This is a genomic window from Leisingera aquaemixtae, assembly GCF_001458395.1.
GTDB lineage: Bacteria > Pseudomonadota > Alphaproteobacteria > Rhodobacterales > Rhodobacteraceae > Leisingera > Leisingera aquaemixtae.
Genome location: NZ_CYSR01000010.1, coordinates 358,452 through 375,876 on the forward strand (window position 1 = coordinate 358,452; position 17,425 = coordinate 375,876).

At 66.5% G+C, this 17,425-nt stretch carries 19 protein-coding genes; 8 read left to right on the plus strand and 11 right to left on the minus strand.

Features of this window, described 5'->3' with window-relative positions:
* Positions 1 to 377: 377 nt before the first annotated feature.
* From PHA8399_RS05500 to PHA8399_RS05520, 5 genes are all read right to left on the minus strand, one after another.
* On the minus strand, positions 378 to 1,217 hold the full coding sequence (locus tag PHA8399_RS05500) for an EAL domain-containing protein (RefSeq protein WP_058285167.1): 840 nt from the start codon (positions 1,215 to 1,217) through the stop codon (positions 378 to 380).
* A gap of 127 nt (positions 1,218 to 1,344) precedes the next feature.
* Positions 1,345 to 2,277 (minus strand): sterol desaturase family protein, encoded by a 933-nt coding sequence (locus PHA8399_RS05505; RefSeq protein WP_058285168.1) that lies wholly within the window; start codon positions 2,275 to 2,277, stop codon positions 1,345 to 1,347.
* Positions 2,274 to 2,672 carry a hypothetical protein gene (locus PHA8399_RS05510; protein WP_058285169.1) on the minus strand — a complete coding sequence of 133 codons (399 nt, stop codon included), beginning with the start codon at positions 2,670 to 2,672 and terminating at the stop codon, positions 2,274 to 2,276. Before PHA8399_RS05510 ends, PHA8399_RS05505 begins: the two co-directional genes overlap by 4 nt.
* A 75-nt stretch (positions 2,673 to 2,747) precedes the next feature.
* The gene (locus PHA8399_RS05515; protein ID WP_058285170.1) at positions 2,748 to 3,089 is read right to left on the minus strand and encodes a hypothetical protein; all 342 of its coding nucleotides are present in this window, start codon (positions 3,087 to 3,089) and stop codon (positions 2,748 to 2,750) included.
* A gap of 167 nt (positions 3,090 to 3,256) precedes the next feature.
* Positions 3,257 to 3,829: a TlpA disulfide reductase family protein gene (locus PHA8399_RS05520; RefSeq protein WP_244270157.1), complete on the minus strand. Its 573-nt coding sequence runs from the start codon at positions 3,827 to 3,829 to the stop codon at positions 3,257 to 3,259.
* A 22-nt stretch (positions 3,830 to 3,851) separates the two neighbouring features.
* On the opposite strand from PHA8399_RS05520, the gene argH reads away from it, so the two are divergent.
* The 4 genes from argH to PHA8399_RS05540 all read left to right on the plus strand — a co-directional run bounded on the left by argH (position 3,852) and on the right by PHA8399_RS05540 (position 10,190).
* Positions 3,852 to 5,246, plus strand: coding sequence for an argininosuccinate lyase (gene argH / locus PHA8399_RS05525; protein WP_208856265.1), 1,395 nt, complete (start codon positions 3,852 to 3,854; stop codon positions 5,244 to 5,246).
* A 36-nt stretch (positions 5,247 to 5,282) separates the two neighbouring features.
* A complete protein-coding gene (locus PHA8399_RS05530; RefSeq protein ID WP_058285172.1) occupies positions 5,283 to 5,462 on the plus strand; it encodes a hypothetical protein in 180 nt (59 codons plus the stop codon).
* A gap of 801 nt (positions 5,463 to 6,263) precedes the next feature.
* Complete coding sequence (lysA, locus tag PHA8399_RS05535; RefSeq protein WP_058285173.1) at positions 6,264 to 7,529, plus strand: diaminopimelate decarboxylase; 1,266 nt, start codon at positions 6,264 to 6,266, stop codon at positions 7,527 to 7,529.
* A gap of 48 nt (positions 7,530 to 7,577) precedes the next feature.
* Positions 7,578 to 10,190 carry a TIGR02302 family protein gene (locus PHA8399_RS05540; RefSeq protein ID WP_058285174.1) on the plus strand — a complete coding sequence of 871 codons (2,613 nt, stop codon included), beginning with the start codon at positions 7,578 to 7,580 and terminating at the stop codon, positions 10,188 to 10,190.
* A 63-nt stretch (positions 10,191 to 10,253) separates the two neighbouring features.
* Here the strand turns inward: PHA8399_RS05540 and PHA8399_RS05545 are convergent, their stop codons facing one another.
* Positions 10,254 to 11,177 (minus strand): zinc-ribbon domain-containing protein, encoded by a 924-nt coding sequence (locus tag PHA8399_RS05545; protein ID WP_058285175.1) that lies wholly within the window; start codon positions 11,175 to 11,177, stop codon positions 10,254 to 10,256.
* A gap of 220 nt (positions 11,178 to 11,397) precedes the next feature.
* Here PHA8399_RS05545 and PHA8399_RS05550 point away from each other — a divergent pair, with 220 nt between their 5' ends.
* From PHA8399_RS05550 to PHA8399_RS05565, 4 genes are read left to right on the plus strand one after another with little or no spacing between them, the layout of a single operon-like run.
* Entirely contained in the window at positions 11,398 to 12,075 is a 678-nt protein-coding gene (locus tag PHA8399_RS05550; protein ID WP_058285256.1) for a cell division ATP-binding protein FtsE, read from the plus strand.
* Positions 12,072 to 12,971, plus strand: a complete 900-nt coding sequence (locus PHA8399_RS05555) for a cell division protein FtsX (RefSeq protein ID WP_058285176.1) — start codon at positions 12,072 to 12,074, stop codon at positions 12,969 to 12,971. The genes PHA8399_RS05550 and PHA8399_RS05555 overlap by 4 nt, the downstream gene beginning before the upstream one ends.
* Positions 12,968 to 13,717: a lysophospholipid acyltransferase family protein gene (locus PHA8399_RS05560; RefSeq protein ID WP_058285177.1), complete on the plus strand. Its 750-nt coding sequence runs from the start codon at positions 12,968 to 12,970 to the stop codon at positions 13,715 to 13,717. Before PHA8399_RS05555 ends, PHA8399_RS05560 begins: the two co-directional genes overlap by 4 nt.
* Entirely contained in the window at positions 13,695 to 14,300 is a 606-nt protein-coding gene (locus PHA8399_RS05565; protein WP_058285178.1) for a pyridoxamine 5'-phosphate oxidase family protein, read from the plus strand. The genes PHA8399_RS05560 and PHA8399_RS05565 overlap by 23 nt, the downstream gene beginning before the upstream one ends.
* A gap of 117 nt (positions 14,301 to 14,417) precedes the next feature.
* On the opposite strand, the gene PHA8399_RS05570 is transcribed toward PHA8399_RS05565, so the two are convergent.
* The 5 genes from PHA8399_RS05570 to PHA8399_RS05590 all read right to left on the minus strand — a co-directional run bounded on the left by PHA8399_RS05570 (position 14,418) and on the right by PHA8399_RS05590 (position 17,420).
* Positions 14,418 to 14,726, minus strand: a complete 309-nt coding sequence (locus PHA8399_RS05570) for an EthD family reductase (protein WP_058285179.1) — start codon at positions 14,724 to 14,726, stop codon at positions 14,418 to 14,420.
* A 116-nt stretch (positions 14,727 to 14,842) separates the two neighbouring features.
* Positions 14,843 to 16,234: a dihydrolipoyl dehydrogenase gene (lpdA, locus tag PHA8399_RS05575; RefSeq protein WP_058285180.1), complete on the minus strand. Its 1,392-nt coding sequence runs from the start codon at positions 16,232 to 16,234 to the stop codon at positions 14,843 to 14,845.
* Positions 16,235 to 16,304: 70 nt separating this feature from the next.
* Complete coding sequence (locus tag PHA8399_RS05580; RefSeq protein ID WP_058285181.1) at positions 16,305 to 16,574, minus strand: hypothetical protein; 270 nt, start codon at positions 16,572 to 16,574, stop codon at positions 16,305 to 16,307.
* 166 nt (positions 16,575 to 16,740) lie between these two features.
* The gene (locus tag PHA8399_RS05585; RefSeq protein WP_058285182.1) at positions 16,741 to 17,151 is read right to left on the minus strand and encodes an MAPEG family protein; all 411 of its coding nucleotides are present in this window, start codon (positions 17,149 to 17,151) and stop codon (positions 16,741 to 16,743) included.
* Positions 17,148 to 17,420, minus strand: coding sequence for a hypothetical protein (locus PHA8399_RS05590; protein WP_058285183.1), 273 nt, complete (start codon positions 17,418 to 17,420; stop codon positions 17,148 to 17,150). Before PHA8399_RS05590 ends, PHA8399_RS05585 begins: the two co-directional genes overlap by 4 nt.
* Positions 17,421 to 17,425: the final 5 nt, after the last annotated feature.

The window sequence follows — 17,425 nt, forward strand, 5'->3', positions numbered from 1 at the left end:
CCGCGGCGCGGGGCGGGCTGGAAAGCGGCTGCAAAGACAACGCGCTAACGCGGGGGCAGCCGGTCTGCGGCCGGGGTGATTTGCGCTGCGGCACCGCCGGCATCCGGCGCGGAGGGCCGCAGAGGAGGCGGCGTGAAGGACCGCGGCCCGCCTTCGATCGGCATCCGGCCTGGCTCGTGGCACAAGGCAAGGTTGAGTCGAGTAAACGCTTGGAGGCCGCTGGACCGGCGCGGCATGCCGGGGCCGGCCGCTGACGGATGCGGCGGTCAGAACGAATGCTGCCGCCCAGCCCCCGGGAGCCGCGCGCGTGCGCCGGGCAGCGGAGCGTATTCCGCTGGCAGGGCGTCAGCGGGCGGGACCTGTGCGCGCCCCTGTTCTTATCCGGCCTGCTGGCGCTGCTTCATGTCCTCGATCCAGGGCGGCGACACTGACGGCGCGCCGTACAGGTAGCCCTGCAGGCAATCCACCCCGTTCTCCACCAGAAAGGCGGCATCTTCCTGGCTTTCCACCGACTCGGCGACGGTGAACATGTCGAACTGTTTGGCAATGCCGATCAGGGCCCGCACAACCGACTGATTGTCATGGCTGGCGTGGATGCCGCGCACGAACTGGCCGTCGATCTTTACCGCGTCAAAGAAGAACTGGCGGAAATGGCCGATCGCCGTTGTGCCGGCGCCGAAGTTGTCGAGCGCAAAGGCAATCCCGTGCTGCTGCATCCGGCCCATGAAATCCAGCACCAGCTCCGGCGCGGCCATGACCGAAGCCTCGGTCAGTTCCAGCACCAGGCGTTCGCCCAGCGTGGCGTCGCCTCTCAGAAACCGGTGCAGCACCTGCGTCCAGCGCTGATAACCGATGGAGCGGGCGGACATGTTGACGGAGAGGCGGATCTGCGGGAATTTCTCCAGCGCGCGCAAGCCGTGCTGCAGCGCCAGGCAGTCCATCTCGCGGCCGATTTCCTTATCCTCGACCACATGCATGAATTCCCGCGCGGGAATCACCCGGCCGGTCGGGTCCAGCACCCGGATGTAGCCCTCGTAAAAGGCGACGCCATGCGGCGCCATCGCCTGCATGATGGGCTGATAGGCCAAGACGGTCTGGCCATGGCGGACCGCTTCGCCAACCATATCCAGCGTAGTCCGGTCGCGGCCGGCCACGGCCGCGCTCAGCGGGTTATCGGAGCCTTCGGGCAGATCTGCCATCTCGATTCTATCGTTCATGTGCTGCTGGGGCCTTGTTCCGGCTAAGATGTGACACAGTATGATGCTCCGGGCAGCGTCGCGCAAAAGGGTTGAGCCGGGATTAAAGTTCAAATTTGAGCTTTCGGGCTGCTGGCCCAGGTCCGGCTCAGCCGCCAAAGCCAGGAGTGCCCGCATCTTCGGGGTGGCGGGCCAAGTGGGCGGCCTTGATCCCGGCAGAGGTCTCGCGGCTGCCGTCATGGCTGTAGCCGGGCGGCGCAAAGGCATAGAGCAGCCGTTGTTTCAGGGTCAGGCCGGGCCGGGCCATGTCCTTGAAGATGCCTGCCCATTCATGAAAAGCCACGCGCAGCGGGTTGAAGCTGGCGATGTTGTGCACCAGCCCGTAATCGGGCCGGTCGTGGTCCTGTTCGGGCACGAAGGTGCCAAACAGCTTGTCCCAGATGATGAACACCCCGGCATAGTTGCAATCCAGATAGCGCGGATTGCGGCCATGGTGGGCGCGGTGGTGGCTGGGGGTGTTCATCACCGCCTCGAACCAGCGCGGCAGGCGGCCAACCGCCTCGGTGTGGATCCAGAACTGGTAGATCAGGTTCAGACCGCCGCAGAACAGCACCAGCGCCGGGTGAAATCCCAAGAGAACCATCGGCGCCTTCACCACCATCATGAAGGTGAAAGTGCCGGTCCAGGTCTGCCGCAGCGCGGTGGTCAGGTTGTAGTGCTGGCTGGAGTGGTGGTTCACGTGGGAGGCCCAGACCCAGCGCACCCGGTGGCCCAGGCGGTGCACCCAGTAATAGCGCAGGTCGTCCAGCACGAAACAGGCCAGCACCGCCCAGAGCGAGGTGCCCATGTCCAGCGGCGTCAGCTCCCACAGGAACATCAGCAGCGCCCAGGCGATGAAGCCCAGCAGCAGCCCCTCGGCGACGCTGCCCGCGCCCATAATCAGCGAGGTGACAGCATCGCGGGTCTCATACCGCCCGCCGCGCTTTTTGAGGGCGATCCACAGGAACTCGGCCAGGATCGCGGCGATTAAAAACGGCACCGCCAGCTGAGTCACGTCGGGAAAGGAAATCTGTCCGGTCATGCAGCCTCCGCCGGGGTGTTGATCAGCTCCAGCCACTGCCGGCGCTCGTCGTCTGGCAAGGACAGGGAGAGGCCGGGGGCGGAAAAGTCGTTGAACTCAAACCGCAGCCCGCTGGCGGTTTCGCGAACCCGGGCCGCGGCCAGAGGGCGGCCCACCGTATCGGCGCCAAAGGCCCAGAGCAGCCCGGGGCCGCCCTCGGTCAGCACCAGCGCCGCCTGCCCGCTGGCGGCGGGCAGAACCTTGGTAACGCAGTCGTTGGGAAAATGGCGCAGCCAGGCGGAGCGGGCGCTGCCGGCGGTCAGAACGGCCTGCCGGGACCGCCCCGCCAAGTGCAGCAGCACGGCAATTCCGGATATCCCGCCCACGACCAGGGCCAGCAGCAGTTCCAGCGGCATCACGTCCTCCCGCGGGTAGACTGGCGGCCTGCCGGAAGGCTGTCAAAGGTGGCGTGGGGTCAAGCCCGGCTGCCGCTATCCCGCCATTGCGGTGCTGCGCGGGCGGGCCAGAACCTCCATCTGCACTACCCGCTCGACAAAGGGCACCAGCCCTTCCGGCCCGGAGGCGCGGTCCTTGAGGTGGATGCAGACGTCCGGCCGGAGGGCGGCAATGATGCCGATCAGATCGCCGCGGATCTGGTCGTCCAGGCCTGCGCCCATGATCACGCATTCGATGCGCGGCTCGGTTTCCAGCTGGCGCACCACTTCGGGCTGGTCATGCGCGCCCAGCCATTGGATCGGCAGATGGTCCAGCTGTTCAGCCACATTGCCGATCACATTCGGCAGCTTGCCGATCAGTAACACAACAGGTTTCATATTACGCTCCACCCTAAACGCGGGCGCCTTACCGGGGCGTCCCTCAGGAGTGAAATAGTGCGAATCTCTGCTGGGTCAGGGCCACGGGGTGAGCGGCGGCGCGGCAAAGAAACTCTCTCGTTTGCAGCGCCGGCCAGCCCTCAGCCCAAGCGTCCCGGGTGCTTCGCTCAGCTGCCTTCCGGATCAGCGATCATCGCCGCGATGATCTGCTTGGCGCTCTCGGAGTTCCATTCGGCATCACCCAAAAGCCGCGCGGCCTCCTTACCGTCGCGGTCCAGCAGCACCGTGATCGGCAGGCCGATCACCGCCATTTCACGGGCCAGCGCCTGTTTCGGGTCCTGGTGGCGGGGCAGGCTGTTGATGCCGTTTTCATCAAAGAATTTCTGGATGCCCGCGGGCGAGTTGCGCCCGGTGGCGATGGTCAGCACCTGGAAATCCTCGCCGCCGAACTCCTGCTGCAGTTCTTCCAGCTGCGGCATCTCCTTGCGGCAGGGGGCGCACCAGGTGGCCCAGAAGTTCAAGAGCACGATCTTGCCCCTGTAGTCGGCCAGGGTCGCGGTGCCCGCGCCGTCGGCCAGGTCAAACGCGGCCGCGGACACATCGCGCGGCTCGGCATGCACCACCAGCTTCTTCATCGAGCCGTCGCGCAGAGCCTCCAGCTGCGCCTGATCCGCCGCAACAGCGGCATTTGCACCCAAGGCGAGGGCCATATAAAGGGAAAGCTGACGAAACAGACGCATATTATCTCCGGGGTTCCACACCATGACAGATCAATCCTCGAACCAGATGTGGGGCGGCCGCTTTGCCGCTGGCCCGGACGCGATCATGGAGGCAATCAATGCCTCGATCGGGTTCGACAAGCGGATGGCGGCGCAGGACATTGCCGGCTCCAGGGCCCATGCGGCGATGTTGGCCGCCACAGGCGTCATTACGGATAATGATGCCGAGGCCATTCGGGAAGGGCTGCTCACCGTTTTGTCAGAGATCGAGGGCGGAACCTTCCAGTTTTCCACCGCTCTGGAAGACATCCACATGAATGTGGAGGCCCGCCTGAAGGAAATCATCGGCGAGCCTGCGGGCCGTCTGCACACGGGCCGGTCGCGCAATGACCAGGTGGCGACCGATTTCAAACTCTGGGTGCGCGACCAGCTGGACGCGGCGGAATCGGGCCTCTTGGCGCTGATCCGCGCGCTTCTGTCGCAGGCGGAGGCCGGCGCCGATTGGGTGATGCCGGGGTTCACCCACCTGCAGACCGCGCAGCCGGTGACCTGGGGCCACCACATGATGGCCTATGTGGAGATGTTCGGCCGCGACCTCAGCCGGGTGCGCGACGCCCGCGCCCGGATGAACGAATCGCCGCTGGGCGCGGCGGCGCTGGCCGGCACCTCCTTCCCGATCGACCGGGAGATGACAGCCAAGGCGCTGGGCTTCGACCGCCCGGCCGCCAACTCGCTGGATGCGGTGTCCGACCGCGACTTCGCGCTGGAGTTCCTGTCCTGCGCCTCGATCAGCGCGGTGCATCTGTCGCGCTTTGCCGAGGAGCTTGTGATCTGGTCCTCCGCCCAGTTCCGTTTCGTGACGCTCTCCGACCGTTTCTCCACCGGCTCGTCGATCATGCCGCAGAAAAAGAACCCGGATGCGGCTGAACTGATCCGCGCCAAGGTGGGCCGGATCTTCGGCGCCAACACAGCGCTGATGATGGTGATGAAGGGGCTGCCGCTGGCCTATTCCAAGGACATGCAAGAAGACAAGGAACAGGTGTTTGATGCCGCCGACAACTGGATGCTGGCGCTGGCAGCGATGGAAGGCATGGTCAAAGACATGACCGGCAACCGCGAGTCGCTGGCCGCCGCGGCAGGCTCCGGCTTCTCCACCGCCACCGACCTCGCCGACTGGCTGGTGCGGGTGCTGAAAGTACCGTTCCGCGATGCCCACCACGTGACCGGCACGCTGGTCGCGATGGCCGAAAGCCGCGGCTGCGACCTGCCGGATCTTTCGCTGGCGGATATGCAGGGTGTGCACGAAGGGATCACCGACGACATCTTCACTGTGCTTGGCGTTGAGAATTCGGTAAACTCGCGCATGTCTTATGGCGGTACCGCCCCCGCCCAGGTGCGCGCCCAGATCGCCCGCTGGAGAGAGATTCTGGGCGGCTGAGGCCGTCCGGGCCGGGCTGCTGCAAGGAGGCAGACAATGCGTAATGCGATCTTTGCCCTGATCGGGCTGGCGGCGCTGGCCGCCTGCGGCGTCGACGGCGAGCCGGTGCAGCCGACGCTGAACGCCGGCGTTGGTGTCGGAAGCGGCGGAAGCGTGCATGTCGGCGGCGCGGTCGGGCTGCATAAGGGGCCGGTCAGCGTCTATCTGGGGTTCTAGCGGTGCCGCGCCCTTGATGCGCAACCGCTCAGCCACCATCTGAGAACCGCCCCTCTGCAACAGCCGGGGCGGTTTTTCTTTGGAGATTGCGCGATGAAGCCTGTTGTTATGTTTGCGGCATTGCTTGCACTTGCAGCCTGCGAGACCGGGGCGCCGGCAGCGGGGCGGCCGCAACAGCATGACACCGCCAAGTCCAGTGCGCCTGCCAAACCCGGTGTGAAAGTGTCCGGCTCGGCCCGGGTTGGGGTGTCTCATAGCTTCTAGGCGCACGGCTTTTGCCCGTCCGGCCAGCCGGCCGTGGCGGGTGCGCTTTGCTGTGTTGCTGTTCTGCCAGTCCTGATCTGCTTGGCTTGATCTGCCAGTCTTGTTCTGCCTGTCCTGATCTGCTGCCGGTTCGGCAGCTGTCAGACGTAAGGAATGGCGGCGCCGCCAAGGGGCGGAGGCGGGACGGGAGGGTTTCTCCCGCACGCTGAACGTCGTCTTTGCGTGCCCGTGCCAAGGGGCCCTGTTCCAGGATGCCGGGGGTGTCAGGCCCGGCAGTGACCGCGATCAGGGAAAAGAATGCCGCATACCGCTTAAGATCGGGTGAGGGCAGCGTGCGCAGGGGGCGCAACCCCCGGGGCCGCGGCACCCGGGGGCCGCGGTTGCGCAGTGAGTATTTGGGGAAAGATGAAGGCGCGGCGCCCTCGTTTCATCTTTCTTCCAAATACTCAAAAATCCCGGCGCGGCCGCTGGCTGGACGCCGGAGGGCTGGGCGGAATCATTTGATCCATCTGCCCCTTTTGCCCTAAACGCTGGGCCATGGACCATTTTCTCTACCGCGACGGCGCGCTTTTCGCCGAAGACGTTCCCATCTCCGAGATCGCCGCGGCGGTGGGCACCCCGTTCTATGTCTATTCCACCGCCACTCTCTTGCGCCATTTCCGCCTGTTCGACGAGGCGCTGGAGGGCACCGATCATCTGGTCTGTTTCGCGATGAAAGCCGCCAGCAATCAGGCGATCCTGAAGACGCTGGCGCAGGCCGGCGCGGGCATGGATGTGGTCAGCCAGGGCGAATACCTGCGGGCCAGGGCGGCGGGCGTGCCGGGCGACAGGATCGTGTTTTCCGGCGTCGGCAAGACGGCAGAGGAAATCCGCGTGGCCATCACTGGCGGCATCCGCCAGTTCAACGTGGAATCCGAGCCCGAGATGGAGGTGATCAGCGCCGTGGCTGAGGCGCTGGGCACCAAGGCCCCGATCACCATCCGGGTGAACCCGGATGTGGATGCCAAGACCCACGCCAAAATCGCCACCGGCAAATCCGAGAACAAGTTCGGCATCCCGATTGCCCGCGCCCGCGAGGTCTATGCCCGCGCCGCTGCGCTGCCCGGGCTGGAGGTGGTGGGGATCGACGTCCACATCGGCTCGCAGCTGACCGATCTGGAGCCGTTCCGTCTGGCCTACCAGAAGGTGGCGGAGCTGACGGACGCCCTGCGCGCCGACGGCCACGACATCCGCCGCCTCGATCTCGGCGGCGGCCTGGGCATTCCTTACGAGCGCTCGAACTCCGCCCCGCCCTTGCCGGTGGAATACGGCCAGATGGTCAAGGAAACGCTTGGCCACCTCGGCTGCGAAATCGAGATCGAGCCGGGCCGCCTGATCGCGGGCAACGCGGGCCAGCTGGTGTCGAAAGTGATCTATGTGAAGTCGGGCGAGGGGCGCGATTTCCTGATCCTGGATGCGGCGATGAACGACCTGATCCGCCCGGCGATGTATGAGGCGCATCACGACATCATCCCGGTTCAAGAACCCGAGGCAGGCACAGAAAGCCGGCCCTATGACATCGTCGGCCCGGTGTGCGAGACCGGCGACACCTTTGCCAAGCAGCGCGATCTGCCGCCGCTGTCTGGTGGTGATCTGGTCTCCTTCCGCAGTGCCGGCGCCTATGGCGCGGTGATGGCGAGCGAGTACAACTCCCGCCCGCTGATCCCTGAAGTGCTGGTGCACGGGGATCAATTCGCGGTTATTCGCCGGCGGCCGGACTATGAAGAGATGATAAACCGCGATACCATCCCGGAGTGGCTCTGAAGCGGTCCGGACGCGATCCGGCGCGGGCCATCACAGCATGAGGCCCGAATGCCCTTTGACAGACGTGCCGATCCGGTCCTGAGGAAACTGCGCTGGCCTGTGGCTTTGACGCAGGCGGGGCTTGTGGCGGAACGCGCGGTGCGCGCCTTCTGGCCGCTGGTTTCGGTGCTGATGGCGGCGCTGGCGGCGCTGATGCTGGGGCTGCATCAGCTGCTGCCGGACAGCGTGGTCTGGACGGGTGCGATTGCGGCTGTAGTTGCCGCCGCGGCCGCCTGCGGCTGGGGCGCCTGGCGGTTCCGCTGGCCGAGCCGGGCCGCGGCGCTGGAGCGGCTGGACGCGGCCTTGCCGGGCCGTCCGGTCAGCGCCCTGCTGGACACCCAGGCAATTGGCGCTGAGGACGCCGCCTCCGTCGCGTTGTGGCAGGCGCACCAGCGCCGGATGGCCGCTGCCGCCGCGCAGGCCCGCGCCCCTGCGCCCGACCTGAACGTCGCGTCCGCCGACCCCTATGCGCTGCGCTACTTGGCGATGCTGTTTCTGGCGGTTGCGCTCCTGTTCGGCTCGATCTGGCAGGTGGCCTCGGTCAGGGATCTGGGCACCGGCGGCCCGGCGGCCCTGAGCGGTCCGGCCTGGGAGGGCTGGGCGGATCCGCCCGCCTATACCCGCCTGCCGGTGCTCTACCTGAACGATCAGCCCGAAGGGGTGCTGAAACTGCCCGAAGGCAGCCGTGTCACCCTGCGGTTCTATGGTGAAGCCGGGGCGCTGACGCTGTCGGAAGGCATCTCTGACCCAGCCGCGGAGCAGCCGCCGGCGCCGGAGGGCGCAATGGCCTTCGATGTGACCCGCAACGGCGGCTTTTCCATTGAGGGGAACGGCGGGCGCAACTGGCAGGTGGAGGTGATCCCGGATCATCCGCCCGGCATCGCGGTGGCCGGCCAGCCGGAGCTGGAGACTGACGGCTTCACCTCGCTCGCCTTCAGCGCCCGGGATGATTACGGCGTCGCCGGCGGGCAGGTGCGGATCAGCCTGGATCTGGCCGCGGTGGAGCGGCAGCACGGGCTGGCCGCCGACCCCGACCCGCGCGAGGCGCTGGTGCTAGACCTGCCGCTGCCCCTGTCCGGCTCGCGCGAGGACTTCACCGAAAAGCTGATCGAGGATTTTGCCCGCCATCCCTGGGCCAACCTGCCGGTGGTCTTCACCCTGTCCGCCATGGATGAGTCGGGCCAGTCCTCCGCCGCTGCGGGGTTTGGCGCCGAGCTGCTGACCCGCCGGTTCTTTGACCCGCTGGCGGCGGCAGTGATCGAACAGCGCCGCGACCTGCTGTGGGCGCGTGCCAATGCGGTGCGGGTGGCGCAGATCCTGCGCACCCTGTCGCACCGTCCGGACGGGCTGTTCCGCGATTATGGCGATTACCTGCGGCTGCGTACCATCCTGCGGCGGCTGGAAAGCTACACCGTGCAGGGCTCCATTCCCGAACCGCGGCAGGCAGAGATCGCCGCCGCGCTGTGGGATCTGGCGATGCAGCTGGAAGAGGGCGACGTGGGCGATGCGCTGGAGCGGATGCGCCGGGCGCAGGAGCGGCTGAGCCAGGCGATGCGCGACGGCGCCAGCGAGCAGGAGATCGCCCGCCTGATGCAGGAGCTTCGCGAGGCGACTCAGGATTATCTGCGCCAGCTGAGCCGGATGGCGGAATCCAATGGCGAGATGATGGACCCAGGCGACATGCCCGAGGACATGATGACACTCAGCCAGGATGACCTGCAGGCGATGATGGACCGCATCCAGGAACTGATGGAGCAGGGCCGCATGGCCGAGGCCGAGCAGGCGCTGCGCGAATTCCAGCAGATGATGGAAAACATGCGGATGACCCGCTCGCAGCAGGGCCAGGGGCAGGGCGATCAGGGCCGCGAGGCGATGGAGGGGCTGGCGGAGACCCTGCGCGAGCAGCAAGGCCTGTCGGATCAGGCCTTCCGCGACCTCCAGGAACAGTTCAACCCCGGCGCCCGCAGCGGCGAGAGCCAGGGCAACGAGGGCCGTGACGGCGGCCTGGGCCGCGGCCAGAGCCACCAGGGCGGCCAGGGCGGCGACAGCGGCGCGGGCGAAGGCGGCGAGGGGGCGGACAGCCGCAACCCGGATGGACAGGGCGGCCAGGGCGGCAGCGGCCGCGAGCAGCCGGGGCAGGGCGGCTCGCTGGCGGACCGTCAGCAGGCCTTGCGCCAGCAGCTGCAGCAGCAGCGCGACGGGCTGCCGTATCTGAGCGGCGAGGCCGGAGAGGCCGCGCGCGAGGCACTGGACCGTGCTGGCCGCGCCATGGAGGGCGCCGAGGACGCGCTGCGCGGCGGCGACAATGCCGAAGCCATCGACCGCCAGTCGGACGCCATGGAGGCGCTGCGGGAAGGGATGCGCAGCCTGGGCGAGGCGCTGGCCCAGCGTGACGACGGCCAGCGCAACGGCCAGGGGCAGCCGTCGTCCACGGCGCAGGGCGACCGGCTGGACCCGCTGGGCCGCAGCAACGGCTCGGTCGATGACGGCGGCAAGGTTGGCGAGGGCAACGCCTACCGCCGGGCCTGGGACCTGCTGGAGGATATCCGCCGCCGGGCCGGCGAGCGCGAGCGCACCGAGCGCGAGCGCAGCTATCTGCAGCGGCTGCTGGACCGGTTCTGAGAGCCGGGCGGGCGCGCCGGAAAAGCTGTCAGTTCAAGAGGGGTATGTGAGAGGCCGGCTGCGTTACTGCGCGGCTGTCAGGGTTTTCACCTGCGCATCCAGCCACAGCCGCATCTGATCCACCCGACTGACATAGCCGCTGAGCGCGGGCTCCGCCTGCGGCAGTTTCTCGGCAATCAGGCTGGCATTGTCATAGACAATCACCATCACCAGCGCCGCAATCAGCGACAGGGAAAAGCCGCGGGCAAAATTGTTCTTGCGCCGCAACGGCAGCTCTTCCGTGGCCGCATACTGGGCCGGCGCGCCGCTGCCGGCAGAGCGCAGGGTGGAGTTGATCTCTTCGATGTCCGGCAGCAGCTCCTTGCGGGAGCCGCTCTCGGCGGCGGCCAGCTGGCGCGGATCCTCGCCGCGGATGCGGGCCATCCGGTCGCGGGCCTGACGGCTGCGGCGGGCGGTCTCGTCTTCGGGGGCGATGGCCTCCTCCAGCCCCAGGTCGGGCTGGGTCTCCAGGCTTTGGCTTTCTGCCGCCCGCAGCGAGGCTTCGCGCTCGGCCTCCTCGCGCAGGATGCCGCTCAGGGCCGGATCAAGTGCGCGCGCGCGCTGCGGCTGCGGTTCGGCCTGCTGAGGCGGTGTGTCCTCGGCTGCGTCCTGCGCAAAACCGTCCGGAGTGTCTGCGCGGCTGCCTGCGAAAAAGTCTGCCGCCTCATCTTCGATGCCGCTGCGCTCTGAGGCAGGTTCCGCGGCATCGTCGGCGGCTTCTTCAGCGGCCTGCCGCGGGGCTGCGGCCGCAGCGTGCTGCTCCGGCTCTTCTGCGGCCTCAGCCGGGGCGGCGGCGTCCTCTGCCGGCGGGGCAGCCGCCGTTTCCGCAGCGGCGGCCTGGAACCAGGTCTGGCCGCAGTCGGAACATTGCACATCCCGCCCTTCCGCAGGGATCACATCCTCCGGCACTTCGTATTCGGCTGCACAATTCGGGCAGGTCAGGCGCATCATGCTCTCCTCGGCACCATCCCGCCGCCCGGCGGGCGGGCGGGTTGTTTTTCAACGGATTATATGGGTCCGCGTCCGGCGGCGAAAGAGACAATCGGCCGGACGCCGCAGCCCTTGGCTTCCCGGCAACAGAGCCCCCATTGAAACTGCCGGCCCCTTGGGGCAAAACACCGGAGCAAAATACCGGGGCGCCAAACCGGGGCGCATTCAGGGGGCGGCAGTGATCGAGCTGGAAAATGTGGGCTACAACTACGGCGGCGGCGAGCTGCTGGATGCCGTGTCGGTGCAGCTGGCACCGGGCTCGTTCCACTTCCTGACCGGGCCGTCCGGTGCGGGAAAGACGACGCTGCTGAAACTCTGCTACGGCGCGCTAACCCCGACCTCGGGCCGGGTGCGCGCCTTCAACATGGATGTGCACGGGCTGGACCGCGACCAGATGGCCTATCTGCGCCGCCGCGTCGGCGTGGTGCATCAGGACTGCCGGTTTTTGGACCATCTGCCGGTGATCGAGAACATCGCCCTGCCGCTGCTGGTGTCGGGCCGCGAGCTGGGCCACGAGGAAGCCAACCTTCATGAGCTGCTGAACTGGGTGGGCCTCAGCGAGCGCGCCCATGCGCTGCCGCCGGAGCTGTCGGGCGGCGAGCGCCAGCGGGCCGCGCTGGCGCGCTCGGTGATCCTGTCGCCGGATGTGATCATCGCGGATGAGCCCACCGGCAACGTCGACTGGGAGATGTCGCAGCGGCTGCTGCAGCTTCTGGTGGAGCTGAACCGGATGGGCAAGACGATCCTGGTCGCCACCCATGACCTGTCGCTGATCCGGGCCGCCAAGAACCAGGTGCAGGCGCGGGTGCTGCGGATCTCCAACCGGCAATTGCAGCTGGCGGGGGCGGACCTATGACCGACAGCAAGCTGCACAAGCTGATCCTGGGTGACACCCAGGCCAACCGGGTGGTGCCGCCCACCGGCTTCACCGCCCAGCTGACGCTGTTTGTGGCGGGTGCGATGGGGTTTCTGGCGGTGTTTGCCCTGGCGCTGTCGATGGCCTCTGGCCGTCTGGCCGACCGCTGGGCCTCGGAACTGGCGCGCGCCGCCACCCTGCGCATCAACGCCCCGGCAGAGCAGCGCGTGGCGCAGACCGAGGCGGCGCTGGAAATCCTGCGCCAGACGCCGGGTGTCGCAACCGCCCGCGCCCTGAGCGGCGAGGAGCAGGCGGCGCTGCTGGCGCCCTGGTTCGGCTCCAGCCTGCCTGCGGGCAGCCTGCCGCTGCCGCAGCTGATCGAGGTGACCGCGGATGATCCCGGCTATGACCCGGCGGGGCTGCGGCTGCGGCTGCAGGCCGAGGTGCCCGGCGCGGTGCTGGACGATCACACCCGCTGGCGCGAGCCGCTGGTGGACGCGGCACGCTCGCTGCGGCGGCTGGCCTGGGTGTCGATCCTGCTGATCGGCGGCGCCACCGCGGCAATGATCACCCTGGCGGCCAACGCCGCGCTGGCGGCCAATGCCCAGGTGATCGAGGTGCTGCGGCTGGTCGGCGCGCTCGACAGCTATATCGCCCAGGCCTTCATCCGCCGCTTCACCCTGCGGGCGCTGACCGGCGCCGCGGCGGGTGTGGTTCTGGGCATGATCGGGGTCTGGCTGATGCCGGAAGCCTCGGATGAGGGCGGTTTCCTGACCGGCCTCGGTTTTCAGGGGTGGGGCTGGCTGGTGCCGCTGCTGATCCCGCCGCTGGGCGCGCTGGTGGCCTTTGCCGCCACCACCCGTGCCGCCACCAAACGTTTGGGAGAGCTGTCTTGAAGAACCCGGTCCAATGGCTGCGCTCGGCGGTCTTTCTGGTGCAGATGTATCTGGCGATGCTGGTGCTGGGTGTGGTCTTCGCACCCTGGGCCGCAGTCTCGCCCAAGGGGGCGCGGCTGGCCTGCAAGTCCTACGCCGGCTGGGTGCTGTGGACCGCGCGCTGGATGGTCGGCATCCGCTCCGAGGTGCGCGGCCAGGTGCCCTCCGGCGAGGTGATCGTCGCGGCCAAGCACCAGAGCTTTCTGGACATCCTGATCATCTTCAACGCGGTGCCGTCCGCCCGCTTCATCATGAAGCGCGAGCTGATGTGGACGCCGGTGATCGGGGTTTATGCCAAACGCCTGGGCTGCGTGCCGGTCGACCGCGGCAAGCGCGGCGCGGCGATTGCCAAGATGGTCAAGGATGTGGCGCTGCAAAGCCGTGAGCCGGGGCAGCTGATCATCTACTCCCAGGGCACCCGCGTGGCGCCCGGCGCCCGCAAGCCCTACAAGATCGGCACCGCGGTGCTGTACCAGGGCCTGAGCCAGCCCTGCGTCCCGGCCGCCACCAATGTGGGCGTGTTCTGGCCGCGCACCGGCATCTACCGCAAGCCGGGGCTGGCGGTGGTGGAGTTCCTGGAGCCGATGCTGCCGGGAATGGACCGCGACGAATTCATGGTGCAATTGGAAAACCGGGTCGAGCGGCGCTCGGACGAATTAATGAGAGAAGCGGGATTTGAACCAGATGCAATACCTCAGCAGCATTGAGGACCTAGAGGCGCTTTACGGGGAACCGGGAGCGCCTTCTTTACGTAAGGTGGCGCGGCAGATGACGCCGCTTTACCGCAAGTGGATCATGGCGTCGAAGCTGTGCATGCTGGCCTCTGTCGGCCCGGAAGGGACCGACGACAGCCCGCGCGGTGATGACGGCCCGGTGGTGCAGGAGCTGGACCCGGGCACCCTGGCGCTGCCGGACTGGCGCGGCAACAACCGGCTGGACTCCTTGCGAAACATCGTGCGCGACGGGCGGGTGTCACTGATGTTTCTGGTGCCGGGATCGAACAATGTGGTGCGGGTCAACGGCACCGCCCGTCTGACCGCCGACCCGGATCTGCGCGCGCGTTTCGAGAAGAAAGGCAAGCTGCCGGCCACGGTGATCGTGGTCTCGATCGGCGAGATCTATTCCCAATGCGCCCGCGCGATGCTGCGGGCCGGCACCTGGAGCGGTGCCGACGAAAGCGCTGGTCTGCCGACCATGGGCGAGATCCTTGCGGAACAGACGGCAGGCGAGGAAGGCGGCGCCGGATACGACCAGAGCTGGAACGCCCGCGCTGCCGAAACCATGTGGTGAGCCGGCGGCGGGGCGCTCAAGGACGTTCGAACGTCCTTGGCAAAATTCTTTGAAGAATTTTGCAGCCAGTGAGGCTGCGCCCCCTGGCTGCCCGTTGCGCTGCCGGTGAGCGGCCGGTCAGCTGACGACCTCGCCAATCAGCATCTGCGGCTTCACATCGGTGAAATTCGGGATGTCCTCCAGCGCGGGCCCTGCGGCCTTCATCGCGGCGTCCATTGCCGCCTGATCGGCAAAGGTCATTGTGGCAATGGCGTAATAGGGTGCCGGGGTATCCGGTCCGCCTGCCAAACCCTTGGTGACAACTATTGTCTGGATATGCGCTCCCATGTGTTCATCCACGATCTGAAAGTGGGTGTCCGCATAATAGGCGTGATCGAACTTGGTGCCCTCTGTGACGGGGTAGATGACTTGCAATGAAACGGGCATGGCGTGCCTCCTGCGGGTTGAAATCCAGCAGCAGTAAAGAGGCAATAATCTGGCTTGCCAATTGAAAAAGGGCAGCTGCGGCGAGCTGCCCTTACGATTTGCAAAATCAGCCCGGCTCAGCTGTGGATCGGCCCGTCGCCGCAGGCCAGCGCCGCTTCGCGGACCGCTTCGGAGTAGGTCGGGTGCGCGTGGCAGGTCAGTGCCACATCTTCGGCAGAGGCGCCGAATTCCATCGCCACGCACAGCTCGTGGATCAGGTCGCCGGCCGCCGGGCCGATGATCGCGGCGCCGAGAATGCGGTCGGTTTCTTTGTCAGCGATGATCTTGACGAAGCCGCCCTCGGCCTGGTGCACAGCCTTGGCGCGGGCGTTGCCCATGAACATGAACTTGCCGACCTTGATCTTCTTGCCTTCGGCCTTCAGCTCGTCCTCGGTCGCGCCCACGGTGGCCACTTCCGGCGTGGTGTAAACAACACCCGGAATGACGCCATAGTTCACATGGCCGTGCTTGCCCGCGATCACCTCGGCCACCGCCATGCCCTCATCCTCGGCCTTGTGCGCCAGCATCGGGCCTTCGATCACGTCGCCAATCGCATAGATGCCCTTGATGTTGGTGGACCAGTGGTTATCAGTGGCGATCTGGCCGCGCTCGGTCATCTTGATCCCCAGGGCATCCAGCCCCAGCCCTTCGGCGTAGGGTTTGCGGCCCGTCGCGACCAGCACCACATCGGCGTCCAGCGTCTCCTCGCCGCCGCCCTTCTTGGGCTGGTACCTGACCTTGGCCTTGGTCTTGGAGGTCTCGACCCCCTGCACCGCGGCGCCCAGGATGATGTTGAGGCCCTGCTTTTCCAGGATCCGCTTGAAGGAGCGCTGCACGTCCTTGTCCATGCCGGGGCAGACCGCGTCCATGTACTCGACCACGGTCACTTCCGACCCCAGGCGGGCATAGACCGAGCCCAGCTCCAGCCCGATGACGCCCGCGCCAATCACCGCCAGTTTCTTGGGGATCTTCGGCAGTTCCAGCGCGCCGGTGGAGGAGACCACGATCTTCTCGTCGATCTCGACACCGGGAATGGAGGCGGGCACCGAGCCGGAGGCGATCACGATATTCTTGGCCTCATGCAGATCGTCGCCGACCTGCACCTTGCCCGCCGCCGGTATGGACGCCCAGCCCTTGATCCAGTCGATCTTGTTCTTCTTGAACAGGAACTCGATGCCGCCGGTGTTCTGGCCGATCACCTCGTCCTTGTAGGCCTTCATCTGGTCCCAGTCGACCGAGGGGGCTTTGCCCTTGAGGCCCATATGGGCGAAGTTGTGCTCTGCCTCATGCAGCAGGTGGGTGGAGTGCAGAAGCGCCTTGGAGGGGATGCAGCCCACGTTGAGGCAGGTGCCGCCGAGGGTTTCGCGCCCCTCGACAACAGCTGTCTTCAGTCCCAGCTGGGCGCAGCGGATGGCGCAGACATAGCCGCCGGGGCCGGCGCCGATTACGATGACGTCATATTGGGACATGGGTCGGTTTTCCTCTTTTCTCCCCGGTTCCGTTTGCCGGAACACGCGCTAGGGGATGGTTGTTTTATGATCAGACCGGGGTCAACATCTTGATCGAGATATTGGTGACCCCGTCGCGTTCAAGGTGCATGGCGAGTTCCTCCGAGCCGAAGAAGGCGCGGGCCTTGTCCAGGTCGGTGATGGCGAACAGCGCCACGGCGTGATTCTTTTTGTCCGGGTCGCTCCAGACGTTCATGTCGGTGATACCCGAAGCCTGACGGTTGCGCTTGTCCTGCCGGAACACGGTGAGCCAGGCGTCGAAATCGGCCACATCGGCCTGCCAGAGTACGTGGGTTGCCATCGGTGTTACTCCTTTAATCTCAGTGCCGGCAGGATGCCCTGAAGCGGCTGGAGAATGCTTTGATTCCCCTCAATAAGGGCGGCTTCAACGGTGAAGTTTGCGGAATGGGGGCGCTGCCCCCGGCCCTGGCGGGCCTCCCCCGGAGTATTTGGGCAAAGGTGAATGGTCATATGAGCGCCGCCGCCAGCATTAGGGCGGTGGCGAGGTAGCCCACGCTCCAGATCAGGCTGCGCCAGGGCACCCAGCCGAAGGCGTAGGCCGGGATATAGAGCAGGCGCGCGCCGAGGTAGGCATAGGCACAGGCCGCGGTGAGGGGCGAGCTTTTGCCTGCCAGCGTGACCGTGAGACAGGCAATTGTGAACAGGATCAGCCCTTCGAAATGGTTGTTCATCGCGCGGTAGAGCCGCGCGGTGCGGCGAGAGACCTGATCCTGCAAATCGCCGCCCAGCCAGTCCCGGTCGCGGGGGCCGAGCGTCTTGCCCTGGCCAAGTTCCAGGTTGGCAGGCACCGCCATCAGGGCGATCTGGAAGACCTGCAAGAGCGCGGCAAGGGTGAGGGCAGTGAGTTCGGGGGTCATGCCTGGCGATCTTTTCGAGCTTTCACCCAAATCCAGAGTGGACAGACCCAGCCAAAAGCCGCGTACAAAGCGAAGACCTTGAACGACGGTCGCTGCATCTGATGGATGGATTGTCCTGCGTAAGTTAACAGCGCAACGAAAGCACAGAGAAACCAGATCCATAACCAGAAGGAAACCGGGCGGTTGGCCTTCCAGTCGAGCACGCGTTTCTTGAGCGCGAAAAGTTTGGGAAATTCCCTTTCATGGTCCGGCTCGGGTTGGTAGCTCATACCGC

Coding starts and splice junctions, on each gene's coding strand:
- PHA8399_RS05540 (WP_058285174.1), top strand. CDS start 7,578: ATGCCCTTTGACAGACGTGCCGATCCGGTCCTGAGGAAACTGCGCTGG.
- PHA8399_RS05580 (WP_058285181.1), bottom strand. CDS start 16,574: ATGGCAACCCACGTACTCTGGCAGGCCGATGTGGCCGATTTCGACGCC.
- PHA8399_RS05520 (WP_244270157.1), bottom strand. CDS start 3,829: ATGCGTCTGTTTCGTCAGCTTTCCCTTTATATGGCCCTCGCCTTGGGT.
- PHA8399_RS05570 (WP_058285179.1), bottom strand. CDS start 14,726: ATGCCCGTTTCATTGCAAGTCATCTACCCCGTCACAGAGGGCACCAAG.
- PHA8399_RS05555 (WP_058285176.1), top strand. CDS start 12,072: ATGACCGACAGCAAGCTGCACAAGCTGATCCTGGGTGACACCCAGGCC.
- PHA8399_RS05510 (WP_058285169.1), bottom strand. CDS start 2,672: ATGCCGCTGGAACTGCTGCTGGCCCTGGTCGTGGGCGGGATATCCGGA.
- PHA8399_RS05515 (WP_058285170.1), bottom strand. CDS start 3,089: ATGAAACCTGTTGTGTTACTGATCGGCAAGCTGCCGAATGTGATCGGC.
- PHA8399_RS05590 (WP_058285183.1), bottom strand. CDS start 17,420: ATGAGCTACCAACCCGAGCCGGACCATGAAAGGGAATTTCCCAAACTT.
- argH (WP_208856265.1), top strand. CDS start 3,852: ATGACAGATCAATCCTCGAACCAGATGTGGGGCGGCCGCTTTGCCGCT.
- PHA8399_RS05530 (WP_058285172.1), top strand. CDS start 5,283: ATGCGTAATGCGATCTTTGCCCTGATCGGGCTGGCGGCGCTGGCCGCC.
- lysA (WP_058285173.1), top strand. CDS start 6,264: ATGGACCATTTTCTCTACCGCGACGGCGCGCTTTTCGCCGAAGACGTT.
- PHA8399_RS05585 (WP_058285182.1), bottom strand. CDS start 17,151: ATGACCCCCGAACTCACTGCCCTCACCCTTGCCGCGCTCTTGCAGGTC.
- PHA8399_RS05545 (WP_058285175.1), bottom strand. CDS start 11,177: ATGCGCCTGACCTGCCCGAATTGTGCAGCCGAATACGAAGTGCCGGAG.
- lpdA (WP_058285180.1), bottom strand. CDS start 16,234: ATGTCCCAATATGACGTCATCGTAATCGGCGCCGGCCCCGGCGGCTAT.
- PHA8399_RS05505 (WP_058285168.1), bottom strand. CDS start 2,277: ATGACCGGACAGATTTCCTTTCCCGACGTGACTCAGCTGGCGGTGCCG.
- PHA8399_RS05500 (WP_058285167.1), bottom strand. CDS start 1,217: ATGAACGATAGAATCGAGATGGCAGATCTGCCCGAAGGCTCCGATAAC.
- PHA8399_RS05565 (WP_058285178.1), top strand. CDS start 13,695: ATGCAATACCTCAGCAGCATTGAGGACCTAGAGGCGCTTTACGGGGAA.